Source organism: Kiloniella sp., from assembly GCF_048259265.1.
GTDB lineage: Bacteria > Pseudomonadota > Alphaproteobacteria > Kiloniellales > Kiloniellaceae > Kiloniella.
In genome coordinates this window covers 72,184-92,071 of record NZ_JBLXHT010000008.1, presented here as the reverse complement: position 1 = coordinate 92,071, position 19,888 = coordinate 72,184, and the positions used below count along the sequence as shown (strand labels likewise).

At 46.5% G+C, this 19,888-nt stretch carries 19 protein-coding genes; 9 read left to right on the top strand and 10 right to left on the bottom strand.

Features of this window, described 5'->3' with window-relative positions:
• The 3 genes from ACN0QW_RS13605 to fsa form a co-directional block, all read right to left on the bottom strand.
• Entirely contained in the window at positions 1-912 is a 912-nt protein-coding gene (locus ACN0QW_RS13605) for a tyrosine recombinase XerC (RefSeq protein ID WP_417432157.1), read from the bottom strand.
• Between the two features lie 85 nt (positions 913-997).
• Entirely contained in the window at positions 998-1,723 is a 726-nt protein-coding gene (locus ACN0QW_RS13600; RefSeq protein WP_417432156.1) for a DUF484 family protein, read from the bottom strand.
• 21 nt (positions 1,724-1,744) lie between these two features.
• On the bottom strand, positions 1,745-2,401 hold the full coding sequence (fsa, locus tag ACN0QW_RS13595; protein WP_417432155.1) for a fructose-6-phosphate aldolase: 657 nt from the start codon (positions 2,399-2,401) through the stop codon (positions 1,745-1,747).
• Between the two features lie 320 nt (positions 2,402-2,721).
• Here fsa and ACN0QW_RS13590 point away from each other — a divergent pair, with 320 nt between their 5' ends.
• From ACN0QW_RS13590 to ACN0QW_RS13560, 7 genes are all read left to right on the top strand, one after another.
• Positions 2,722-4,947: a primosomal protein N' gene (locus ACN0QW_RS13590; protein WP_417432254.1), complete on the top strand. Its 2,226-nt coding sequence runs from the start codon at positions 2,722-2,724 to the stop codon at positions 4,945-4,947.
• Positions 4,948-5,360: 413 nt separating this feature from the next.
• A complete protein-coding gene (locus ACN0QW_RS13585) occupies positions 5,361-5,921 on the top strand; it encodes a F0F1 ATP synthase subunit delta (RefSeq protein WP_299379660.1) in 561 nt (186 codons plus the stop codon).
• Complete coding sequence (gene atpA / locus ACN0QW_RS13580) at positions 5,921-7,453, top strand: F0F1 ATP synthase subunit alpha (RefSeq protein WP_299379663.1); 1,533 nt, start codon at positions 5,921-5,923, stop codon at positions 7,451-7,453. The genes ACN0QW_RS13585 and atpA overlap by 1 nt, the downstream gene beginning before the upstream one ends.
• Positions 7,454-7,500: 47 nt before the next feature.
• Positions 7,501-8,385 (top strand): F0F1 ATP synthase subunit gamma, encoded by an 885-nt coding sequence (locus ACN0QW_RS13575; protein WP_299379666.1) that lies wholly within the window; start codon positions 7,501-7,503, stop codon positions 8,383-8,385.
• A 45-nt stretch (positions 8,386-8,430) separates the two neighbouring features.
• Complete coding sequence (gene atpD / locus ACN0QW_RS13570; RefSeq protein ID WP_047764955.1) at positions 8,431-9,855, top strand: F0F1 ATP synthase subunit beta; 1,425 nt, start codon at positions 8,431-8,433, stop codon at positions 9,853-9,855.
• 48 nt (positions 9,856-9,903) lie between these two features.
• Entirely contained in the window at positions 9,904-10,308 is a 405-nt protein-coding gene (locus tag ACN0QW_RS13565) for a F0F1 ATP synthase subunit epsilon (protein ID WP_299379671.1), read from the top strand.
• Between the two features lie 150 nt (positions 10,309-10,458).
• On the top strand, positions 10,459-11,196 hold the full coding sequence (locus ACN0QW_RS13560; protein ID WP_417432154.1) for a TerC family protein: 738 nt from the start codon (positions 10,459-10,461) through the stop codon (positions 11,194-11,196).
• Positions 11,197-11,278: 82 nt separating this feature from the next.
• On the opposite strand, the gene ACN0QW_RS13555 is transcribed toward ACN0QW_RS13560, so the two are convergent.
• Complete coding sequence (locus ACN0QW_RS13555; RefSeq protein ID WP_417432153.1) at positions 11,279-11,857, bottom strand: PhnA domain-containing protein; 579 nt, start codon at positions 11,855-11,857, stop codon at positions 11,279-11,281.
• 290 nt (positions 11,858-12,147) lie between these two features.
• On the opposite strand from ACN0QW_RS13555, the gene ACN0QW_RS13550 reads away from it, so the two are divergent.
• A complete protein-coding gene (locus tag ACN0QW_RS13550; RefSeq protein ID WP_417432152.1) occupies positions 12,148-12,660 on the top strand; it encodes a GNAT family N-acetyltransferase in 513 nt (170 codons plus the stop codon).
• Positions 12,661-12,721: 61 nt separating this feature from the next.
• Positions 12,722-13,051 carry a 5-carboxymethyl-2-hydroxymuconate Delta-isomerase gene (locus ACN0QW_RS13545; RefSeq protein ID WP_417432151.1) on the top strand — a complete coding sequence of 110 codons (330 nt, stop codon included), beginning with the start codon at positions 12,722-12,724 and terminating at the stop codon, positions 13,049-13,051.
• Here ACN0QW_RS13545 and ACN0QW_RS13540 read toward each other — a convergent pair whose 3' ends face one another.
• The 6 genes from ACN0QW_RS13540 to ACN0QW_RS13515 all read right to left on the bottom strand — a co-directional run bounded on the left by ACN0QW_RS13540 (position 13,052) and on the right by ACN0QW_RS13515 (position 19,866).
• The gene (locus ACN0QW_RS13540; protein WP_417432150.1) at positions 13,052-13,543 is read right to left on the bottom strand and encodes an RNA pyrophosphohydrolase; all 492 of its coding nucleotides are present in this window, start codon (positions 13,541-13,543) and stop codon (positions 13,052-13,054) included.
• Between the two features lie 18 nt (positions 13,544-13,561).
• Positions 13,562-15,052, bottom strand: coding sequence for a divergent polysaccharide deacetylase family protein (locus tag ACN0QW_RS13535; protein ID WP_417432149.1), 1,491 nt, complete (start codon positions 15,050-15,052; stop codon positions 13,562-13,564).
• Positions 15,053-15,088: 36 nt separating this feature from the next.
• Positions 15,089-16,384, bottom strand: a complete 1,296-nt coding sequence (locus ACN0QW_RS13530) for a S41 family peptidase (RefSeq protein WP_417432148.1) — start codon at positions 16,382-16,384, stop codon at positions 15,089-15,091.
• Complete coding sequence (locus ACN0QW_RS13525; protein WP_417432147.1) at positions 16,384-17,634, bottom strand: murein hydrolase activator EnvC family protein; 1,251 nt, start codon at positions 17,632-17,634, stop codon at positions 16,384-16,386. The genes ACN0QW_RS13530 and ACN0QW_RS13525 overlap by 1 nt, the downstream gene beginning before the upstream one ends.
• A 127-nt stretch (positions 17,635-17,761) precedes the next feature.
• Complete coding sequence (gene gpmI / locus ACN0QW_RS13520; protein ID WP_417432146.1) at positions 17,762-19,306, bottom strand: 2,3-bisphosphoglycerate-independent phosphoglycerate mutase; 1,545 nt, start codon at positions 19,304-19,306, stop codon at positions 17,762-17,764.
• Between the two features lie 197 nt (positions 19,307-19,503).
• Positions 19,504-19,866 (bottom strand): hypothetical protein, encoded by a 363-nt coding sequence (locus ACN0QW_RS13515; RefSeq protein ID WP_417432145.1) that lies wholly within the window; start codon positions 19,864-19,866, stop codon positions 19,504-19,506.
• Positions 19,867-19,888 lie beyond the last annotated feature (22 nt).

Genomic DNA, 19,888 nt, shown 5'->3' with positions numbered 1-19,888 from the left:
TTAATTCTTAGTCGTTGGATGGGCTTTGTCGTATACCTTTAGCAACTCGTCTGCATCTACATCAGTATAACGCTGTGTTGTGGAGAGTGAGTTGTGGCCCAAGAGCTCTTGTATCGCTCTGAGGTCGCCGCCATTGGAAAGTAGGTGGGTGGCAAAGCTATGTCGAAGAGCGTGCGGCGTTGCGGTCTCTGGTAAGCCAAGCAGGCCACGAAGCTTTTGTGTTTGGAGTTGTATAATTCTTGGTGAAAGCCGTTTTCCTTTAACGCCAAAGAAAAGGGGCGAATTCGGGCTTTGTGGAAAAGGACAACTTGCTTGGTATTCTGCTATAGCATCGGTAACAACAGGTAAAATCGGTACCAGACGTTCTTTATTTCTTTTGCCCAAAACGCGAAGGAAATCTTGTCCTTTTTGCGGAGTATCTTCCTGGTTTAATTCCAGTGCTTCTGAAATACGTAAACCGCAGCCGTAGAGAAGAAGAAGCACAGCTTGATCTCTGAGGCCAACCCAAGTGTCGTCTTGAAGTTTAGAGCTTTGATCCATCACTTGTTGCGCTTCTTCTTTGGTGAGCGCTTTGGGAACGGCATGTGTCTTCTTCGGCGTACGAAGAATATCAAGGGCATGGTTATTGACCAGCTGCTGCTTGTTCATCCATTTGAACAAGCCGCGGACAGCGGACAGGGCCCGGGCAGTTGAGGTCTTACTTAAATTTTGTCCGGTACGAGCGGCAAGCCATGATCTGAAATCGCGGATTTGAAGCTGGTCTATTGATTTCAAGGTTACGTTATAACCGCTGTGTTCAGCATGGAATCTTAAAAATGATCGAATGTCGTGTGCGTAGGCTTCAATCGTTTTGTCAGAGGATCTTTTTTCGTTGCGGTGCCAGCTTAACCAATCTTCGAAAGCGTCTTGCACGTCATCGTTCCAAGGAAGAACTGTAAGATCGATTTTTTGTGTTGTTTGGGGGGGCTTTTTTATTGTTCTTCCCCTTGTGAGCTTATTATTCAGGTAATTTAAGCCAAGTTCTGATCGTGTTCTCAACTACTGAGCCAATAAAACGAATCAGTTCAGTACCCTGGCCAGGTTCAAATTGATCATCTCTTTGTGAGCCGAATGCCAGCATGGCAGGCGGAGTTGTGGACGAAATGTGGAGTCTGATCAAAGCGTCGGATTGAATGAGGGGGGCCATGGTACCGTAAAGGCAAACATCGCCCTGTATGTGGCTGCGGAGCACTGTGGGTTGGCCGTTACCTATCAATCCATCCACCATACCGGGGAGAAGACAGGAAATGCCCTCTACAGGGGCTGCAACATCTGCCTCACCGGGTTGCTCTACACCAATGGCGATTGCATCCATGCCCATGATGATGGGAAGCTCGGTGCTGATAATATCAATCAGATGTTCGAAGTTCTGTGCTGAAATCAGGGCTGTGACAGCCCTGTGGGTTCGGTCTTGAGTTAACTTGTTGTGATGGCTTCTTGATATGACAACGTCGCGTTCTCTTGTTACCTGAGCAAGTTGATGCCGCAACTTTTCGATCATATGCTGTTGAAGATCGGCAAGACCGCGCCCTTCTGTTTTTCCGGGAATCTCAAGGCTGTCAATCACCTGAGGATGTTGCACCAGAAAATCCGCGTGCTGACGAAGGTATTTTTCGACATGACGCGCAGTGATGAGAGGTTCTTTGATTTGATCTGTCTCTACATCCTGAGAAGGGCTGCTCATAATCTTGTCCTACACCGCTTTTTAAAGGATCGATTGACCGGTTTTTTTCCAGTCAGCCATAAAGGCTTCGAGGCCTTTGTCTGTTAAGGGGTGTTTGAACATTGCGCGAAGGACAGCTGGGGGGATTGTTGCTGTATCCGCGCCCATTTTTGCGGCTTCAACCACATGTAGCGGGCTACGTGTAGAAGCAACCAGAACCTTTGTGCTGATGTCCGGATAGGCGCTGTAGATTTCAACAATGTCCGAAATTAGTATCAAGCCGTCTTGTGCCAGATCATCAAGGCGCCCGATAAAAGGTGAGATGTATGTTGCACCAGCTTTTGCCGCCAACAGAGCTTGGGCGGAAGAGAAGCAAAGCGTTACATTAGTATCGATGCCTTCGTCTGAAAATGTTTTACAAGCTTTCAACCCATCAGGCGTAAGAGGGAGTTTGATAACAATGTTGTCTGCAATGGCGGCAAGTTTGCGACCTTCAGATATCATGCCGTCATATTCAAGGGATGTAACTTCGGCGCTAACGGGACCAGGTACGACGTCGGCAATTTCTTTGATGACCTCAATAAACTGACGACCACTTTTGGCAATCAGGGACGGGTTTGTCGTTACGCCGTCTACAAGGCCGGTTGCCGCTAGTTCGCGAATTTCGTCAATATCCGCTGTATCGATAAAGAATTCCATTAATCAATCCTGTATTAATATGCTGCGTTCTGGTTCTTACCTAAAGATGCTTTCGCAGGTAAGAGAACATGATGTCCATCCCATAGGTAGAGAGTGACTGCCCAAGGTTCAGAGTTTCAGTATATATAAATCATGAATGTACGAAGGGAAAGTGAACGATAGAGTTTTTAGATGTATCGTTTATATCTTTGTGGTTGGTTTTCTGTTTTTTCTTCCTTGTCATTGAAGCTTCTATAGGCAAAGGCTAGGGCGTAGTTATAACGAACAGGGAAAGACGATTCGTGCAGAATGGTGGTGAAGGACAGGCTCTGTTTGAAGAGATGAATAAACAACCTCTCCGTTGCCGGGTACAGGTCATCCTTCCGATTGAAAAGCCTTATGATTATCTTTTGCCCTATGGCCCTGATGGAGTGCAGCTAGAGCTGGAACCCGGGCAGATAGTAATGGTGCCTGTCGGGCGGCGTATCTTGCCAGGTGTCGTCTGGGACGGGATCGCGGACGAGGATGTTCCTCTTAAAAAATTAAAAGAGATTGCCGGTATCTCTGAGGTTTCTCCACTGCGAGAAGAACTACGTAAATTTGTCGAATGGGTTGCCAATTATACGCTCTCTCCGCAAGGCTCGGTTCTCAAAATGGCTTTGTCCGTTCCTCAGGCACTTGAAAATCTGGTGGGGCAAAAGCTATACCGACTGGTTGTTGATAATCAAAATGGTGACGCTGACGCGGACAAACTTCGCCTGACAAATGCGCGGCGAAAGGTGATTGATGTTGTCGCTGATAGTGGAGGCTGGACGCTGGCTGATCTGGCGAGAGAAGCAGGCGTTTCCAGTTCTGTCGTTAAGGGGCTGGAGAAGCTTGGATGGATAGAGAGTTACTTTGAGGCCCCCGACTTTTTCTTTCCTCGTCCAGCGTTTGATACTATGGGACCTACCCTGTCATCTGATCAAAAAGTGGCTGCTGACGATCTGACCAGTAGGGTTAAAGATCAGGCTTTCTCAACAGTTGTTCTGGATGGTGTTACCGGATCTGGCAAAACCGAAGTTTATTTTGAAGCTGTGGAAGCTGCCATAAAAGAAGGGCGACAGGCATTGGTGTTGTTGCCAGAAATTGCGCTTTCAAGCCAGTGGCTGGATAGATTTCAAAAACGATTCGGGGTTGCGCCTGCGGAATGGCATTCAGATTTGACGCCTGCGTTGCGTCGGAAGACTTGGCGTGCTGTGGCTGCAGGTAAGGCGCCAGTTGTTGTCGGCGCGCGTTCGGCCTTGATGCTGCCGTATAGTGACCTTGGCCTTATTATTGTCGATGAAGAGCACGAAGGCTCCTTTAAGCAGGAAGACGGCGTTTATTATCACGCAAGAGATATGGCTGTTGTCCGTGCAAAGGGGTGTAACTGTCCGATTGTTTTGGCATCCGCGACCCCGGCGTTAGAGACAATGGTCAATGTGCAGAGCGGACGATACGACCGATTGATTCTTCCTGGGCGTCACGGAGGTGCCGGGATGCCTGATGTTGAGTTGATCGATCTGCGTTTTGATAAGCCAGAGAGATTGCAATCTGGTCCTGGATGGTTGTCTCAGGCGCTTCGAGGGGCCATTCGCCAAACCCTTGAGGCTGGCGAGCAGGCAATGCTGTTCCTGAACCGTCGAGGGTATGCGCCGCTCACACTCTGTCGAACGTGTGGTCATCGACTGCAGTGCCCGCATTGTACTGCGTGGTTGGTTGAGCATCGACGGTTTCGTCGATTGCAATGTCACCATTGTGGCTTTTCGGCCGCTCTACCCGAAACGTGCCCTTCATGTAATGCTGAGGATTCTCTCGTTCCCTGTGGTCCAGGTGTCGAGAGGATCGTGGAAGAGGCCAAGTTGCTTTTCCCCGAAGCCAATGTGGCCTTGATGGCGAGTGATACGATGACGTCGCCTGCTGCAACCAAAGAGATGGTCGACCGCATCCAGAATCGAGAAGTTAACCTTCTGGTGGGAACACAGGTCGTGGCAAAGGGGTATCACTTCCCTTATTTGACACTGGTTGGGGTGGTTGATGCTGATCTGGGATTGTTTGGCGGCGATTTAAGAGCTGCGGAACGGACCTTCCAGTTATTACATCAGGTGGCTGGGCGTGCCGGGCGTGCCGAGCACAAAGGGCGAGTGCTGTTGCAAACATCTGATCCTAAACATCCTGTGATGCAGACACTTAAAGCTGGGGATCGAGACAAGTTTCTGGAAATTGAAGCTGAAACGAGAGCGCGGGGGAATCTCCCGCCCTTTGGTCGTTTGGCTGCGGTCATTGTTTCTGGTCCGGATGAAAGTGAACTGGATAATTTTTGTGCAAGTCTGGCGAGGTCGATTCCCCAGCTTAGTGATGCGCAAATTCTAGGGCCTGCTCCGGCGCCGCTTGCGTTGTTGCGTGGAAAGTTTCGTCGGCGTTTTCTGATCATGAGTAAAAAGTCAATTTCACCTCAAGGAATAGCACGGAACTGGCTTGGCAACCACAAGGCGCCTTCGCGAATCAAGATTGTCGTTGATGTTGATCCTTATTCCTTTCTTTAGAAGCGATATGCAAGGCAGTCTCGTCTATTGGCATAGGACAATTTTATGACGTGTTTTTATGGCCCGTTGGGGATGTCGTAATTTGTCTCTTAAAGGGGCGGGAATTTGGGAGTAAAATTTTTTTCTGAAAACGCAGTAAAAAAAATAATGGCAAAATTGGCGTATTTTTGAGAATAAACAGAGACTTCTCAGGGGTTCCAGAGGACTCTTTTTCGGAACTGCGGCGAAAAGAGTGTCATAAAAGGTCGAATCTTTCGTCTGACTCGCTTGAAACCCTGTTATGACTGTGATACCTAACCCGCGCCTGATGATTAGTACAGCTCGTACTTTTCGTAAGAATTTAGTTTCGGCTTCACTGAAATGTGACCTGTACAGGCAGGGTCAATTTCTGGCTTATCTTGGGGGCAACCAGCTTGGCAGGCGAAAACACTAGCTTGAATGGCTTGGCAGGGCGCTATGCATTAGCGCTACTGGAAATTGCCGAGGAAAAATCTGCATTGGATGCAGTGGCTGAAGACTTACAGGGCCTGAAACAACTCGTTTCAGACAGCTCTGAGCTTCAGGATTTGCTCAGCTCTCCGCTTTACACTCGCGATCAGCAGGTTAAAGCGATTTCAGCAGTTCTGGACAAAGCAGGCGTTAATGACGTAACGCTTAACTTTGTATTGGTTGTTGCTGAAAATCGTCGTCTTGCTGTTCTGGCTGACATGGCTGATGCCTACTTGGCAGAATTGGCGCGTCGCCGCGGTGAGGTCCGAGCAAAAGTAACAGCAGCACACGAATTGACAAAGACTCAGCAAAAAGCAATCGCAGATGCGTTAAAAGCTTCCGCTGGTGGATCTGTCGAAGTTGACGTAACTGTCGATGAATCCCTAATCGGGGGCATGATTGTGCAGGTTGGTAGCCGCATGGTTGATAGCTCCTTGCGTACAAAACTTCAGAGACTTGAATTGATGATGAAAGGGGTTGGGTAATGGATATCCGCGCCGCTGAAATCTCTACCATTCTCAAAAACCAGATTGAAAACTTCGGCGCTGACGCTGATGTGGCTGAAGTAGGCCAAGTTCTTTCTGTGGGTGATGGTGTGGCTCGTATTTATGGTCTGGACAATGTTCAGGCTGGCGAGATGGTGGAATTTGCTAACGGTATTCGGGGCATGGCCCTTAACCTTGAAGTCGACAACGTTGGTGTCGTGCTTTTCGGTGATGACCGTGGTGTTAAAGAAGGCGATACGGTCAAACGTACCGGTTCTATTGTTGACGTTCCTGCAGGTAAAGGCCTGCTCGGTCGCGTTGTTGATGGTCTCGGTAATCCGATTGACGGTAAAGGTCCTCTTAAGGATGTTGAGCGTACGCGTGTGGAAGTAAAGGCCCCTGGCATTATTCCGCGTAAGTCTGTTCACGAGCCAATGCAGACTGGTATTAAGTCTATTGATAGTCTTATTCCAATTGGTCGTGGCCAGCGTGAGCTTGTCATTGGCGACCGTCAGACTGGTAAGACAGCGATTGCTCTGGATACGATCCTGAACCAAAAAGTAACGAATGATGCTGCTTCTAGCGAAAGCGAAAAGCTATTCTGCATCTATGTAGCTGTTGGTCAGAAGCGTTCCACTGTTGCTCGTTTGGTTAAGACTCTCGAAGATAATGGCGCTATGGAATATTCCATCGTTATTGCTGCGACAGCGTCTGATCCTGCACCGCTTCAGTTCCTTGCTCCATATACTGGCGCAGCAATGGGCGAGTACTTCCGTGACAACGCGATGCATGCTGTGATCGTTTATGATGATCTTTCCAAGCAGGCTGTTGCTTATCGTCAGATGTCTCTTCTCCTTCGTCGTCCTCCTGGGCGTGAAGCTTATCCTGGTGACGTTTTCTATCTTCACTCCCGTCTACTTGAGCGTTCATGTAAATTGAACGATGAACACGGTGCAGGCTCTTTGACTGCTCTGCCTGTGATCGAAACTCAAGGTGGTGACGTGTCTGCCTTTATTCCTACCAACGTGATTTCGATTACTGATGGTCAGATCTTCCTTGAAACGAACCTTTTCAACAAAGGTATCCGTCCAGCTGTTAACGTTGGTCTGTCGGTTTCCCGTGTTGGTTCTTCAGCGCAGATCAAGGCTATGAAACAAGTTGCGGGTAGTATTAAACTTGAGCTCGCTCAATATCGTGAAATGGAAGCTTTCTCTCAGTTCGCTTCTGATCTCGATGCCGCTACTCAGCGTCTGTTGGCTCGTGGATCTCGTTTAGTCGAGCTTCTCAAGCAGCCTCAGTACAAGCCGCTGACTGTTGAAGAGCAGGTTGTTGTTATCTATTCAGGCGTGAAGGGTTACCTTGATGCGATTGACGTGAAAATGATCAGTCACTTCGAAGAGAAACTCCTTTCTGAAATTCGTGGCAATGGCCAGGACATTCTGGAAACTATCCGTACAGAGAAAGCTCTTTCTGCCGATACAGAAAGCAAGCTGAAGTCCTTTATGGATAATTTTGCCAAGACTTTTGTTTAACGGATTGGCAATCCAGAGTTTAATGGCTGTGGGAAACGAATAACGACATGGCAAACTTAAACGATCTGAAACTTAGGATCTCTAGCGTTAAATCAACGCAAAAGATCACTTCGGCCATGAAGATGGTTGCTGCGGCTAAACTGCGCCGTGCACAAGAACAAGCTGAAGCATCCCGACCATACGCAGAGCGTATGGAAAGGATGTTAGGTTCTCTTGCTGCATCTGCAGGCAAACAGCCTGGGGCATCTCCTCTTCTTGCTGGAACAGGTAAAGATGACGTTCACTTACTCATCGTAGCCGCGGCGGATCGCGGTCTTTGTGGTGGCTTCAATTCCAATATTGTAAAAGAAGCTCGCAAGAAAGCTCATGAGCTGATCAAAGCTGGTAAAACTGTAAAGTTCTACTGTATTGGTCGTAAATCTCGTGATCAGCTACGACGTGAATTTGGACCTAATATCGTTGATACGATTGAAGATGTTGCAAAACCTAGCTTGAGTTTTGATAAAGCTACGACAGTATCTGATACCGTACTGAGAATGTTTGATGCTGGCGAATTTGATGTTTGCACGATCTTCTACGCGAAGTTCAAATCTGTAATCGTTCAAATTCCTACTGCTCAACAGTTGATCCCATTTGAAGCTGAGGGCGATGCGGATGCATCTGGCCTTGCTGATGGTGGTATCTATGATTATGAGCCATCTGATGAGAAAATCCTGAGTGATTTGTTGCCTCGCAATATTTCAATTCAGATTTTTAAAGCGATGCTTGAAAATGCCGCTAGTGAGCACGGTGCTCGTATGTCTGCTATGGACAGTGCGACACGTAACGCTGGCGAGATGATTGATCGACTGTCGATTCAGTATAACAGAACGCGTCAAGCAAACATCACAAACGAGTTGATTGAAATTATCTCCGCCAAAGAGGCTCTCTAATCTTAGAGAGCCCTGGCAAGCGCACTGGCTAAGGAGTGACACTAAATGGCTGATAAGAATATCGGTAAGATCACACAGGTCCTAGGACCGGTGGTTGACGTTCAATTTTCAGGTGGAAATCTTCCTGAAATTTTGGGCGCACTAGAATTGCAGAACGATGGCAAACGCCTTGTTCTTGAGGTTGCCCAGCATCTGGGTGAAAACACAGTTCGTACCATTGCTATGGATGCAACTGATGGCCTTATGCGCGGTCAGGAAGTTTCTGACACTGGCGATGCTATTAAAGTTCCTGTCGGACCTGAGACTTTGGGTCGTATCATGAACGTTGTTGGTGAGCCGATTGATGAACGTGGCGATATTGGGAACAAAGCTTCTTTCCCAATCCACCGTGCTGCACCTAACTTCGATGAACAGGCTACTGATGCTGAGATCTTGGTAACTGGTATTAAAGTTATCGATTTGCTTTGCCCATACTCAAAGGGTGGTAAAATTGGTCTCTTCGGTGGTGCCGGTGTTGGTAAAACCGTGACAATCATGGAATTGATCAACAACATTGCAAAAACACACGGTGGTTACTCTGTGTTTGCCGGTGTTGGTGAGCGTACTCGTGAGGGTAACGATCTTTATCACGAAATGATTGAAGGTGGTGTTATCAACCTAGATGGCGACAGTAAATGTGCGCTTGTTTATGGTCAGATGAACGAACCTCCAGGGGCGCGTGCTCGTGTTGCTTTGACTGGTCTTACTCAGGCGGAATATTTCCGTGATGAAGAAGGTCAGGACGTTCTGTTCTTTGTGGATAACATTTTCCGTTTCACACAGGCTGGTTCTGAAATTTCAGCGCTTCTAGGTCGTATTCCTTCTGCGGTTGGTTATCAGCCAACTCTTGGTACTGATATGGGTGCCATGCAGGAGCGTATTACGTCTACGAAGAAAGGTTCAATCACATCTGTTCAGGCCGTTTACGTTCCTGCTGATGACTTGACTGACCCTGCGCCTGCAACAACCTTCTCTCACTTGGATGCGACAACTGTTTTGTCTCGTCAGATTGCTGAGCTTGGAATTTACCCGGCTGTGGATCCATTGGATTCAACAAGCCGTATTCTTGAGCCATCAGTTATTGGTGAAGAGCACTATACAATTGCCCGTGAAATTCAACGTGTACTTCAGTCTTACAAAGACTTGCAGGACATCATTGCGATTTTGGGTATGGATGAGCTATCCGAAGAAGATAAAATGACTGTTGCGCGTGCTCGTAAGATCCAGCGTTTCTTGTCACAGCCGTTTGATGTGGCTGAGGTCTTCACAGGATCTCCTGGTGTTCAGGTTGCTTTGGAAGACACCATTAACGGTTTTAAAGGCATTCTTGCTGGTGAATACGATCACCTTCCAGAAGCAGCTTTCTATATGGTTGGTACCATTAGCGAAGTTGTTGCCAAAGCTGAGAAAATGGCCGCTGAAGCCGCTTAAGGTTTCTGATCTTTAATTGTCGTTAAGACAGGTAGCAGGAAGAGAATAATGGCCAAAGAACAGGTCGAATTCGAACTCGTTTCTCCAGAGAAACTACTTCTTTCCCAAAGTGTCGACATGGTTGTCGTCCCAGGTGAAGATGGTGACTTTGGTGTGCTGCCGCGTCACGCACCGATGATTTCCACGGTTCGTCCCGGCGTAATCGCAATCTATTCTGGTAAAGAGATTAGTGAGCGAATTTTTGTCGCCGGTGGCTTTGCCGAGGTAACCACGGAACGCTGTACCGTTCTCGCTGAAGTGGCTCAGCCTGTAGGTGAGATTGACAAAGCAGCAGTCCAGCAGCAGCTTCAAGATGCAAAAGAAGATCTTTCCGATGCAAAAGATGACGCCGCTCGTGACGCCGCAAGAAAACAGATCGGATTGTCTGAGGCCATGCTTACAGCTATTGGCTGATTAGACAGTTTATGAATTAAAAAGCCCGGCGCTTTCGAGCCCGGGCTTTTTTTATGTCTAAATTGCTTTGAATCTTATCATTGATCCTCAAGACTATATCGCTAATGATTGTTCTTAATTATTTAGCCCTCAACTTCTAAAAGTGAACTTATGGAAAATTTTGTATCCCTGTTAAGTGAACCATCTACCTGGTTGGCTCTTTTTACTTTGATTGTCATGGAAGTTGTTCTTGGAATTGATAACCTGATTTTTGTATCAATTTTGACAAATAAACTTCCAGAAGTTCAAAGGCCTAAAGCACGTCTTATCGGACTGAGCCTTGCTCTTATTTTTCGACTTGCTTTGCTTGGGACAGTTGCAATTATTGTCCAGCTTGTTGAACCAGTTATTACTTTGTTCGATCACAGCTTTTCATGGCGGGATATCATCCTGATCTCGGGTGGACTATTCCTTGTCTGGAAAGCAACTAAAGAGATTCATCATAGTGTTGACCCCGAGGATGGTGAGGCTGATGCTCAAGGTGTTGTGGTGAACAGTTTTGCAACCGTCATTGGCCAAATTCTGGTACTTGATCTTGTCTTTTCCATCGACAGTATTATCACAGCGGTCGGTATGACCGATCATGTACCTATTATGGTGATTGCTGTAGTTATTGCAGTCATCGCGATGTTGTTGGCTGCGGGGCCTCTATCCCGTTTTATTGAAGCGAACCCTACAATTGTAATGCTGGCGCTAGGTTTCCTTTTGATGATAGGTATGACTTTGATTGCGGATGGCTTTGGTGTTCATGTGCCAAAGGGATACATCTATGCCGCCATGGCTTTTTCTGCCTTCGTTGAACTACTTAATATGTTGTCTCGTAAACGCCGCAAGAAGAAGGTCAGTTAGAGCAAAGAACGGGTACATTAAAAGAAGAGAGCTGCAAACTTCAATTTTGCAGCTCTTTTTATGTCTCTATAGAGAGAGAGTTTTAGGATTTCTTTACATACTTTGTCAAAATAACGATCTGCTGTCCGTTCACTCGGCCTTCTATGTGTTCGGGGGTGTCGGGAACCAAAGATATGCCCCGTACAGCTGTTCCTCTTTTAGCGGTAAATCCCCCGCCTTTTACGTTTAGGTCTTTTATTAGGATAACAGTATCACCAGCTTCAAGAATCGCCCCATTTGAATCAAGGTGCTTTACTGTGTTGTCATCTGAAGAAGCAGCCTCGGCGGATTGGGCCCATGATAATGTCTCTTCCTCAAGATAAAGCATATCGAATAGATCTTGTGCCCAGCCTTCGCCACTAAGGCGCTTTAACATCCGCCATGCCATAACCTGAACGGCGGGTGTCTGGTTCCACATACTTTCATTAAGACAACGCCAGTGATTGATATCGAGATCTGCCTTTTGTTCAACCTGTTCGTGGCATTTCCCACAGATCAGGATACTTTGGTCCAATGTTGCATCTGTTGAAGGTGGAACAACGTAGCTAACTAAGCCAGTTGGCGTGCTACATAATTCACATTTGGCTTCAGCTCGATTGAGAAGATCTTTGTCTACGGCCATTATGGTGTCTTTCGCTAGATTATAATTATCCCTGAGGATTAATGCCGTCCCCTTGCCTTGGGTTGGGGGATCAGGTTTTGTTTCAGGTTTTTTTTGGACAATAGCAGCGCTTTAATGGCACAACAATAGTATCCGCAGGTTCATTCGTATTTATATTGTGGGTAAGGATGACACCTTTTTTTCATTCTTTTACAGTACACTGATTTTATAGAGTAGAGAAAATATTGAAGGATTTTGGCCTATAAGCTTAGGGCCGGAACAAGACATAGTTGATCAACAAGGGAGCCTTTATGTCTTTTATGGAAATCGTTTTTCTTGATGACGGCAGAATAATGAGACCCTGCGGTATTGATGATATCGAAGATGTATCCGAAATGGTGATCGCAGAAGCTAAAAAAAGTATTGCTTCGGATTTTGATGAAAAGGGGTGGGAAGATTTTCAGGAGTATGTATCGTTTGACCAAATCCTGAAAAGGCTGGTGACTGGATCTAAAGCACTTTTGGTGCAGGAAGAGGATGATCGTATATCAGGTTATCTTGAGATTAATAATAATCAAATTCTGCTTCTTTTTATTACGAGCTATGCACAGAAAGGTCATTTGGCGACACAGCTTTTCAGGCGTGTCATTATGGCCTTGTCACCGAATGAGTTGTACGTAAATGCGTCTTCTCAAGGATATGATTTCTATTGTTCTCATGGCTTTATTCCTCTTGATGAGTGGAGTGAGAAAGAAGGCGTAAAATATCGTCCGATGAAGTGGGAAAATAGCGAACCCACTTATAAAAATGAGGCCACAAAATAATGGTTCTATTGTCCCCGCCTTGCTATCCTTAAGGACTAATTTTCACTAATCGGAAAAAATAATGCCGCACTGTATTATTGAGTACGCAAAACCCTTGGAAAATCAAATTGCCGTTGCTGAGTTGGTCAAAGAGCTATTCGATGGAATGGTGAATAGTGGTTTATTTAACCGTTCATCAATCAAGGTAAGAGCGTTACCTTCTGATTATTTTATGACTGGATCTGACAAACAGCTTTATATCCATACGACCATTAAACTGTTACCGGGACGCAGCACAGAACAAAAAGAAAAGCTAGGTAAGGCGCTTCTTGATATAAAGACGCAAGCCTTTGGCGATATTACCATGCTATCTGTTGAAGTGGTGGATCTGAAAGAATCCTATTTTAAGTGATCAGCTATATTGGATAAATTCATCAACGAGGCGCTGATATAGTTTTTGCTTAAAGGGAACAATGAGATCTGGCAGAGATTTCATTTCTACCCACTTCCAATCGGAAAATTCTGGTATCTCAGTGTCTATATTGATATCGGCTTCTTGGCCTTCAAATTTGAAAACAAACCATTTTTGCTTTTGGCCTCTGTAACGGCCCTTCCATATCTTGGGGACAAGATCTCTGGGTAGGTCATAGGTATACCAGTCCCTGCTTTCTGCTATTAAACGGGCTTTGGCAGTTCCGGTTTCTTCTTCTAGTTCTCTCAATGCTGCGGTTATCGGGTCTTCGCCTTCGTCAATACCACCTTGTGGCATTTGCCAAGCTTCACCGGGATTATCTATACGCTGAGCTACAAAGACATGGTTGTCCTGGTTAAGAAGCATGATACCAACGCATGGTCGATAGGGAAGGGCGTCGATCTGGTGAACTGTTAAGGGGGCGTTAGACATGATTCTGTTATGCTTTTTTTAATTGGATTCAGCAGCAGTGCTATTGATTGTCGTTGGGCTCGATGGTTCTTGTGTTGGTGTCGTCAGTGAGCTTTCATCAATTACAGCAGTAATAGGGACCAATTGAAAACCACGTTGCTCGATATCATTCACCCATTTGGCGATTCGTTCCAATGTCACAGGAAATGGGCGCCCGGTTGCAATCGCAAAGTTATTTTTTGTTGCTATGCGTTCAATTTGTGCCAAACGGGCATCAATTGCTTGTCTGCTCAATTGTGCTTCATCAATAGCGCGTTGGTTCACGACAACAGGTGTACCAAGGCTTTTGCCAAGTGAAGGCACAAGACTGGCGTCATTATCACCACTATCCAAGAATAGAAGGCCGTGATCTTTGAAGTATTCCATAACAGGGCGCATTTGACGTTCTGATGTAACAAAGCGGCTGCCCATATATGCCGTCATACCCACATAGCCAGATCCTCTGGTTGCAATCCAGGCCAGATTGTTGAGGTTGCCTTCGGGTTGGCGCCCGGTCAGAAGTGCCTGTGGTCCAGGATCATCCGATGGATAGGTCAGGGGCTCCATCGGCAAGTCAAGCATCACTTCATGGTTTTGAGAGCGCGCAAGGGCAATCCAGCTTTCCAAATTTTTGGCATAGGGCGTAAAGGAAAGTGTAATTTCGCTGGGAAGTTGACGGATCGCGGCATCGGTAGCCGCCTTTGATAGGCCTAGTCCAGTTAAAACAATTGCGATCCTTGGGCGTCCATTGGCATTAGGTACCTTTTGACCATAGAGTTTCCAGCTCGGTTCGTTGCTGAATACTGGTGGGTTCGGCGGATAGGGTGATGGATCAATCGCGGCGACTTCTGGGGATGTTGTTGATGTGCCTTCAGTTGCTGATGTTGTCTCGACGTTTTTTTCTGATACGGGATCAGTTTTCTTTGTATGACTTTGCGCGTCTTGTTCGGAGTTTTCTGCTATAGGCTGTTCGCCTAAGGCTTCGTCTTTTTGAGCCGTGGTCGTATCAGAAGCATGATCGTCTGTCTTGGTTTCTTCTGTGGCAGTGTCTTCAGACTGTGGTGCCTCTGGTACCGTTATTTCTGTTGTTTCTTGATTATCTACAGCTTCACTATTCACTTGTTCAGCATCAGTATCATCTTCAGGCAAAGAAGTCGTGGTTTTATCCTGTGCCGATGGTGACTTATTCGGTTTATCCGACGTTTCGCTTTCTTCTGAGGAAAGTTCGGGTTGTGTAGTTTCCTCTGAAAGAGAGGTACCTTGGTCTGAGTTAGCTTCCGTAGCTGTGTCCTCACCTATTAATGAAGATTCATCTACAGAATGGTTCTTTGCGTCTGAATGATTTTTATCCCCGTCTTGGGGGGCTGTCTCTTTCACATATTGGTAGGGCAAAGGTACGTTGGGCCCTAAAATTGTATAGCCAACGGCTGCACCGATTAGAGAAACCAGTGCAGCCCAGCAGGTTATAAGTAAGATTTTTTTCCAGTTCACGGTTGGTCCAACTGAAGTTATCAGCCTAGTGGGGGATTAGTTGCTTGCTCCGCTGCTTGCGCTGTAGAGAGCAATTCCCTGAATGAGATCCAGAGCGCGATCAAGCTGGTAATCTTGTGGCTTTGCAGCTTCATCTGTTGCGCCGTCAGCACCTTCCTCGCCATCACCGTTTGTCCCGCCTTTGTTTTCCAAAGCACCTCTGAGATCAGCTTCGCGTCGTTGTCCCTTGATATCAAGGGTTTCAACCTTGGCCTGTTCAACAACAATATCCGGTGCAATCCCTTCGGCCTGAATTGAACGGCCAGATGGTGTGTAGTAACGGCTGGTCGTTAAGCGCATGGCCCCATTTCCAGGCAGTGGCATAATCGTCTGCACCGATCCTTTACCAAAGGACTGTGTTCCCATAATGATTGCACGACGATGGTCTTGAAGGGCACCAGCAACAATTTCTGACGCAGAAGCGGAACCGCCGTTAATAAGAACAACCAACGGCTTTCCATCGATCAGATCGCCGGATTTAGCATTAAATCGTTGCGCGTTGCTGTTATCGCGTCCACGCGTTGAAACAATTTCACCTTGTTCGAGGAAGGCATCAGAAACGGAAATTGCTTCCGTCAACAACCCGCCTGGGTTCAATCTTAAATCTAGAACCAAGCCGACCATCTTGTCGCCCAGTTCTTCCTGAATCGCCTTGACGGATTTTTCCAGTCCTGGTGTGGTTTGTTCGTTAAAGGAAGAAACTCGGACATAGCCGATGTTGTCTTCTACGCGGTGACGGACTGAGCGGACCTTGATGACATCGCGTTCCAGAGTGACATCAAAGGAATCAACGCCTTCGCGGCTGATGGTGATTTTTAGCTCGCTGCCGACTTTACCGCGCATTCTCTCGACGGCTTCTTGCAACGTTAGACCCAGAACAGCTTCGCCATCGAGGTGGGTGATGTAATCACCTGCTTCAATACCTGCGCGCGCTGCTGGCGTGTCGTCAATGGGGGAGACAACCTTCACAAAGCCATTTTCCATTGTAACTTCAATACCAAGCCCACCGAATTCGCCACGGGTTTGCACCCGCATATCCTTGAAAGATTCCGGTGTCAGGTAACTGGAATGAGGATCCAGACGGGACAACATGCCGTGAATTGCTGATTCAATAAGCTCTTTATCAGAAGCTTCTTCGACATAGTTTGCTTTTATCCGTTCGAAAACATCTGCAAACAGTTCAAGTTGTCGATAGGTATCGAGCCGGGTATCTGCAGTCGTGTCCGCCACCAAGTTGGATGGTAGTGCAATAGCAAAAGCTGTTGTTAAGAGCACTTTTTTGAAACTGAGCATTAACCGTTCACCTTATCGAGATTTGAATTCGTATTGTTTGTTAATATCCACGGAGATGGATTGATGGGCTGTCCACCTTGACGTAATTCAAAGTAGATTTCAGCATATTCAAGCTTCTTATCGCTCATCCTCGCGACAGGTTCACCAGCCAAAACCCATTGTCCTTCAGTTACATCAATTCTTTCAACACCAGCCAGTAGTGTATGATATCGCCCAGAATGTTCAATGATTAAGATGCGTCCATAGCCACGGAACTCGCCAGCATAGGCAATTCGCCCGTCAAATGGGGCAATAACCTGTGCTGAAGGACGCGTGGCTATAACCAAACCTTTATCATATGATTCATTTGTGCCTCTTTTTTGGCCGTATTTACTAATCACTCTTCCGCGAGCTGGATACAAAAGTACACGTTTTTGGCGTGAAGGAAACTCTCGGATCTGCGATGGGTCAGGCACGACCGTTAATTTTGCGGTCTGTTGGACGGGGGCAGGCGGGCTTTCAGCTACGGTATCTTTGGGCACCTGATTGGGTGTTTTTTTCGGTTTAGGTTTGGGTTTCTGTGCTACCAAAGTTAGACGTTTACGTTCGGCTTCCAGCTTTTTCACTAAATCTTTCATGCTGCGTGCTTGCTGCGCGAGTTTTTTTACCTTGGCGCTAACCGATTTTTGTGATGCTTGGGCCTTTGATTGCAAAGCTTGTTTTTTATCGAGAAGGGCATTCAAATCGTTGCGTTCGCGTTTTATATATTTTTGAGACGTTATTAAAGCGGCGCGTTCATCTTCGATTCGGCTTTTCAATTCAGCGAGTTCGTCCAAATCGCTACGCAGATCTTCCACACGGGTTTCTATTTCAGGAACCGCGACTTTTAAAAGCATGGCACTGCGAACTGTATCTATAGGGGAACCGGGGGCTGCGACCAAGGCTTCGGGCGGTAGCAATGCAATCCGCTGTAGTGCAGATAATGTGTGTCCCAATTTTTGACGATTTTCAGTTAGGCGGATTGTTTTATGTTCAGCATCTTCTTTTAGCGAGATCAAAGTTTCTTCAATGTTTGTCAGGTTGCTTTCGTAGTTCTGTATTTTTTTGGCGGACGCGATCAGCTGTTGTCGTAGATTATTTACCTCGGCGTTGAGTTTCTTTGCCTCTTGAGAAAGTTTCTGTGCTTCTTTTTTACTTTGCGCAGTTTTCTCTTCGATTGTCAGAAGCTGCTGCGTTGCATCTTGAGCTGAAGCGATATCAATAATCGGCATACACAAGCTTAAGCCCGCAACAGCTATCACCGCTCGCCAGCTTTGGAAAAAGCTGCTGCGTGTAGATAATTGGTGCGGGCGCAAAGCGTTTGGCAACTGTAACCTCAAAAAGATTTATCCTAGATGTTTAATCGTCATCACGTCTGATAAGCGACTGTCCATCCATATCAATCGGTTGATCCAGATTTAACAAGTCTAGAATCGTTGGCGCAATGTCCGCAAGGCGACCATTTGCAATCTTGGTAACATTATCGGGTCCATTTACTAATAAAATAGGAACAGGATTCAAAGTATGTGCTGTGTGTGGCAAGCCTGTGATTGGATCCAGCATTTCTTCGGCATTGCCATGGTCAGCTGTGATCAGTAGGCGCCCCCTCATTGACAGCGTAGCCTGATAGATATCCTGTAAACAGCTATCAACAGTTTCGGCGGCTTCTATCGCTGCTTGTAAGTCACCTGTGTGGCCAACCATATCACAGTTGGCGAAGTTACAGATCAGTAGTTCGTATTTGCCGCTTTTTATGGCAGTACAGAGCTTTTCATTTACTTCTGGTGCCGACATGGATGGTTGAAGGTCGTAGGTTGCGACTTTGGGTGAAGGCACAAGAATACGATCTTCACCTCGCAAAGGTTCCTCAACACCCCCGTTAAAGAAATAGGTCACGTGGGGGTATTTTTCCGTTTCCGCAATGCGAAGTTGGCGTAATCCGGCGTTGGATACGATTTCGCCTAACGTTTTTGTCAGATCTCTTGGGGCAAACATAACGCCCATCTTTTTCGCCAATTCATTAGAATAGGCCACCATGCCGAGGTATGAGCAGCATTCGGGGCGGTTTTGACGCTCGAACCCTGAAAAGTCATCATCAATAAAAGCGTGGAGTATCTGGCGTGCGCGGTCAGCCCTGAAATTGGTCATTAATAGCGCATCACCGTCTTGCATGCCTTTGTAGCCATCAATCACACAGGGCAATACAAATTCGTCCCACACCTTGCTTGCATAACTGTTGGCAACTGCTTCGTCTGGTGAAGATGCTGTCTCGCCCTGACACACAGTGATGGCATCATAGGCCTTTTGCACGCGCTCCCATCTATTATCACGATCCATTGCGTAATAACGTCCCAACACAGTTCCAATCTGAACGCCAGGTGTTGTTGCCCTGAAAGCCGTAAGGAATGCTGCGGCAGATTGTGGGGCGGTATCTCGACCGTCCAAGATCGCGTGAACGACAACAGGGATACCCGCTGTTTTGAGCGTGTTAATCAGATAGGAAGTTTGGTCCTGATGCCCGTGTACACCACCATTGGAAATCATGCCCAAAACGTGGGCGGTTCCACCACTTGCTTTCAAGCTTGAAATTGTCTCAAGCAAAGCAGGGTTTTGTACAAAACTTCCGTCTTGAATAGCAGTGTCAATGCGGGGGAGTGACTGCATAACGACACGTCCGGCACCAATATTCATGTGTCCGACCTCTGAATTCCCCATTTGTCCTGTGGGAAGGCCAACATCCAATCCACAGGTTGCGAGATACCCCAAAGGCACTTCTTTGCTTAGCTTGTCTATTAAAGGTGTTTTGGCCAGGTTAATGGCGTTGTTGTCGTCTTCTTTGCGAAAGCCCCAACCATCAAGAATGCAAAGAACGACGGGTTTTGGTTTGTGTTGTGCAGGCGACATGGTTTGGTAACTCTTTCTAATAGGCAGAACGATATTTAATAATGTAATGTCTGTCGCGTCATAATTCTTAGCTAGGTATTGTATTTTTAGGTAATGTAACCGTCTTTTAAGACAATTTCACGACCTTGTTTAAGCGGATAAGAAAAAACCTTTCCAAGCAGGCAATAATATCAGGAGGATAGACTGAGTTTTAAGTGTTAGGGAGTTACTTTTAACCAATATTTTTCAGGGAGATTCCGTGTCTCTTGGCTGATATATTTATTTTCAGCTTCAAAAATTCGACTGTTTTCATACTGACTGAGAGGAAATGCTGATTTAGTTGCGGGGTGCCTGCTCATAAACTCTAATAAGCTATTGTCTTCTAACATTGATTCTAACCCCTCTTCCAGGCGTGCTGCGAGCGTTTCGTTATCCTTATTTACAAAGAAATACATCGGAAAACGATAACCAATCAGGATTTTGTCGTAAGCTGCGTAGGTATCTGTTCCATAAAATTTTACTTCTCCATATCCTTCGCTAATCGCGCGGAGAAAATAATCGCAGCGCCCAGTTTCGACCATTTTCCACATTAATTCAAATCGG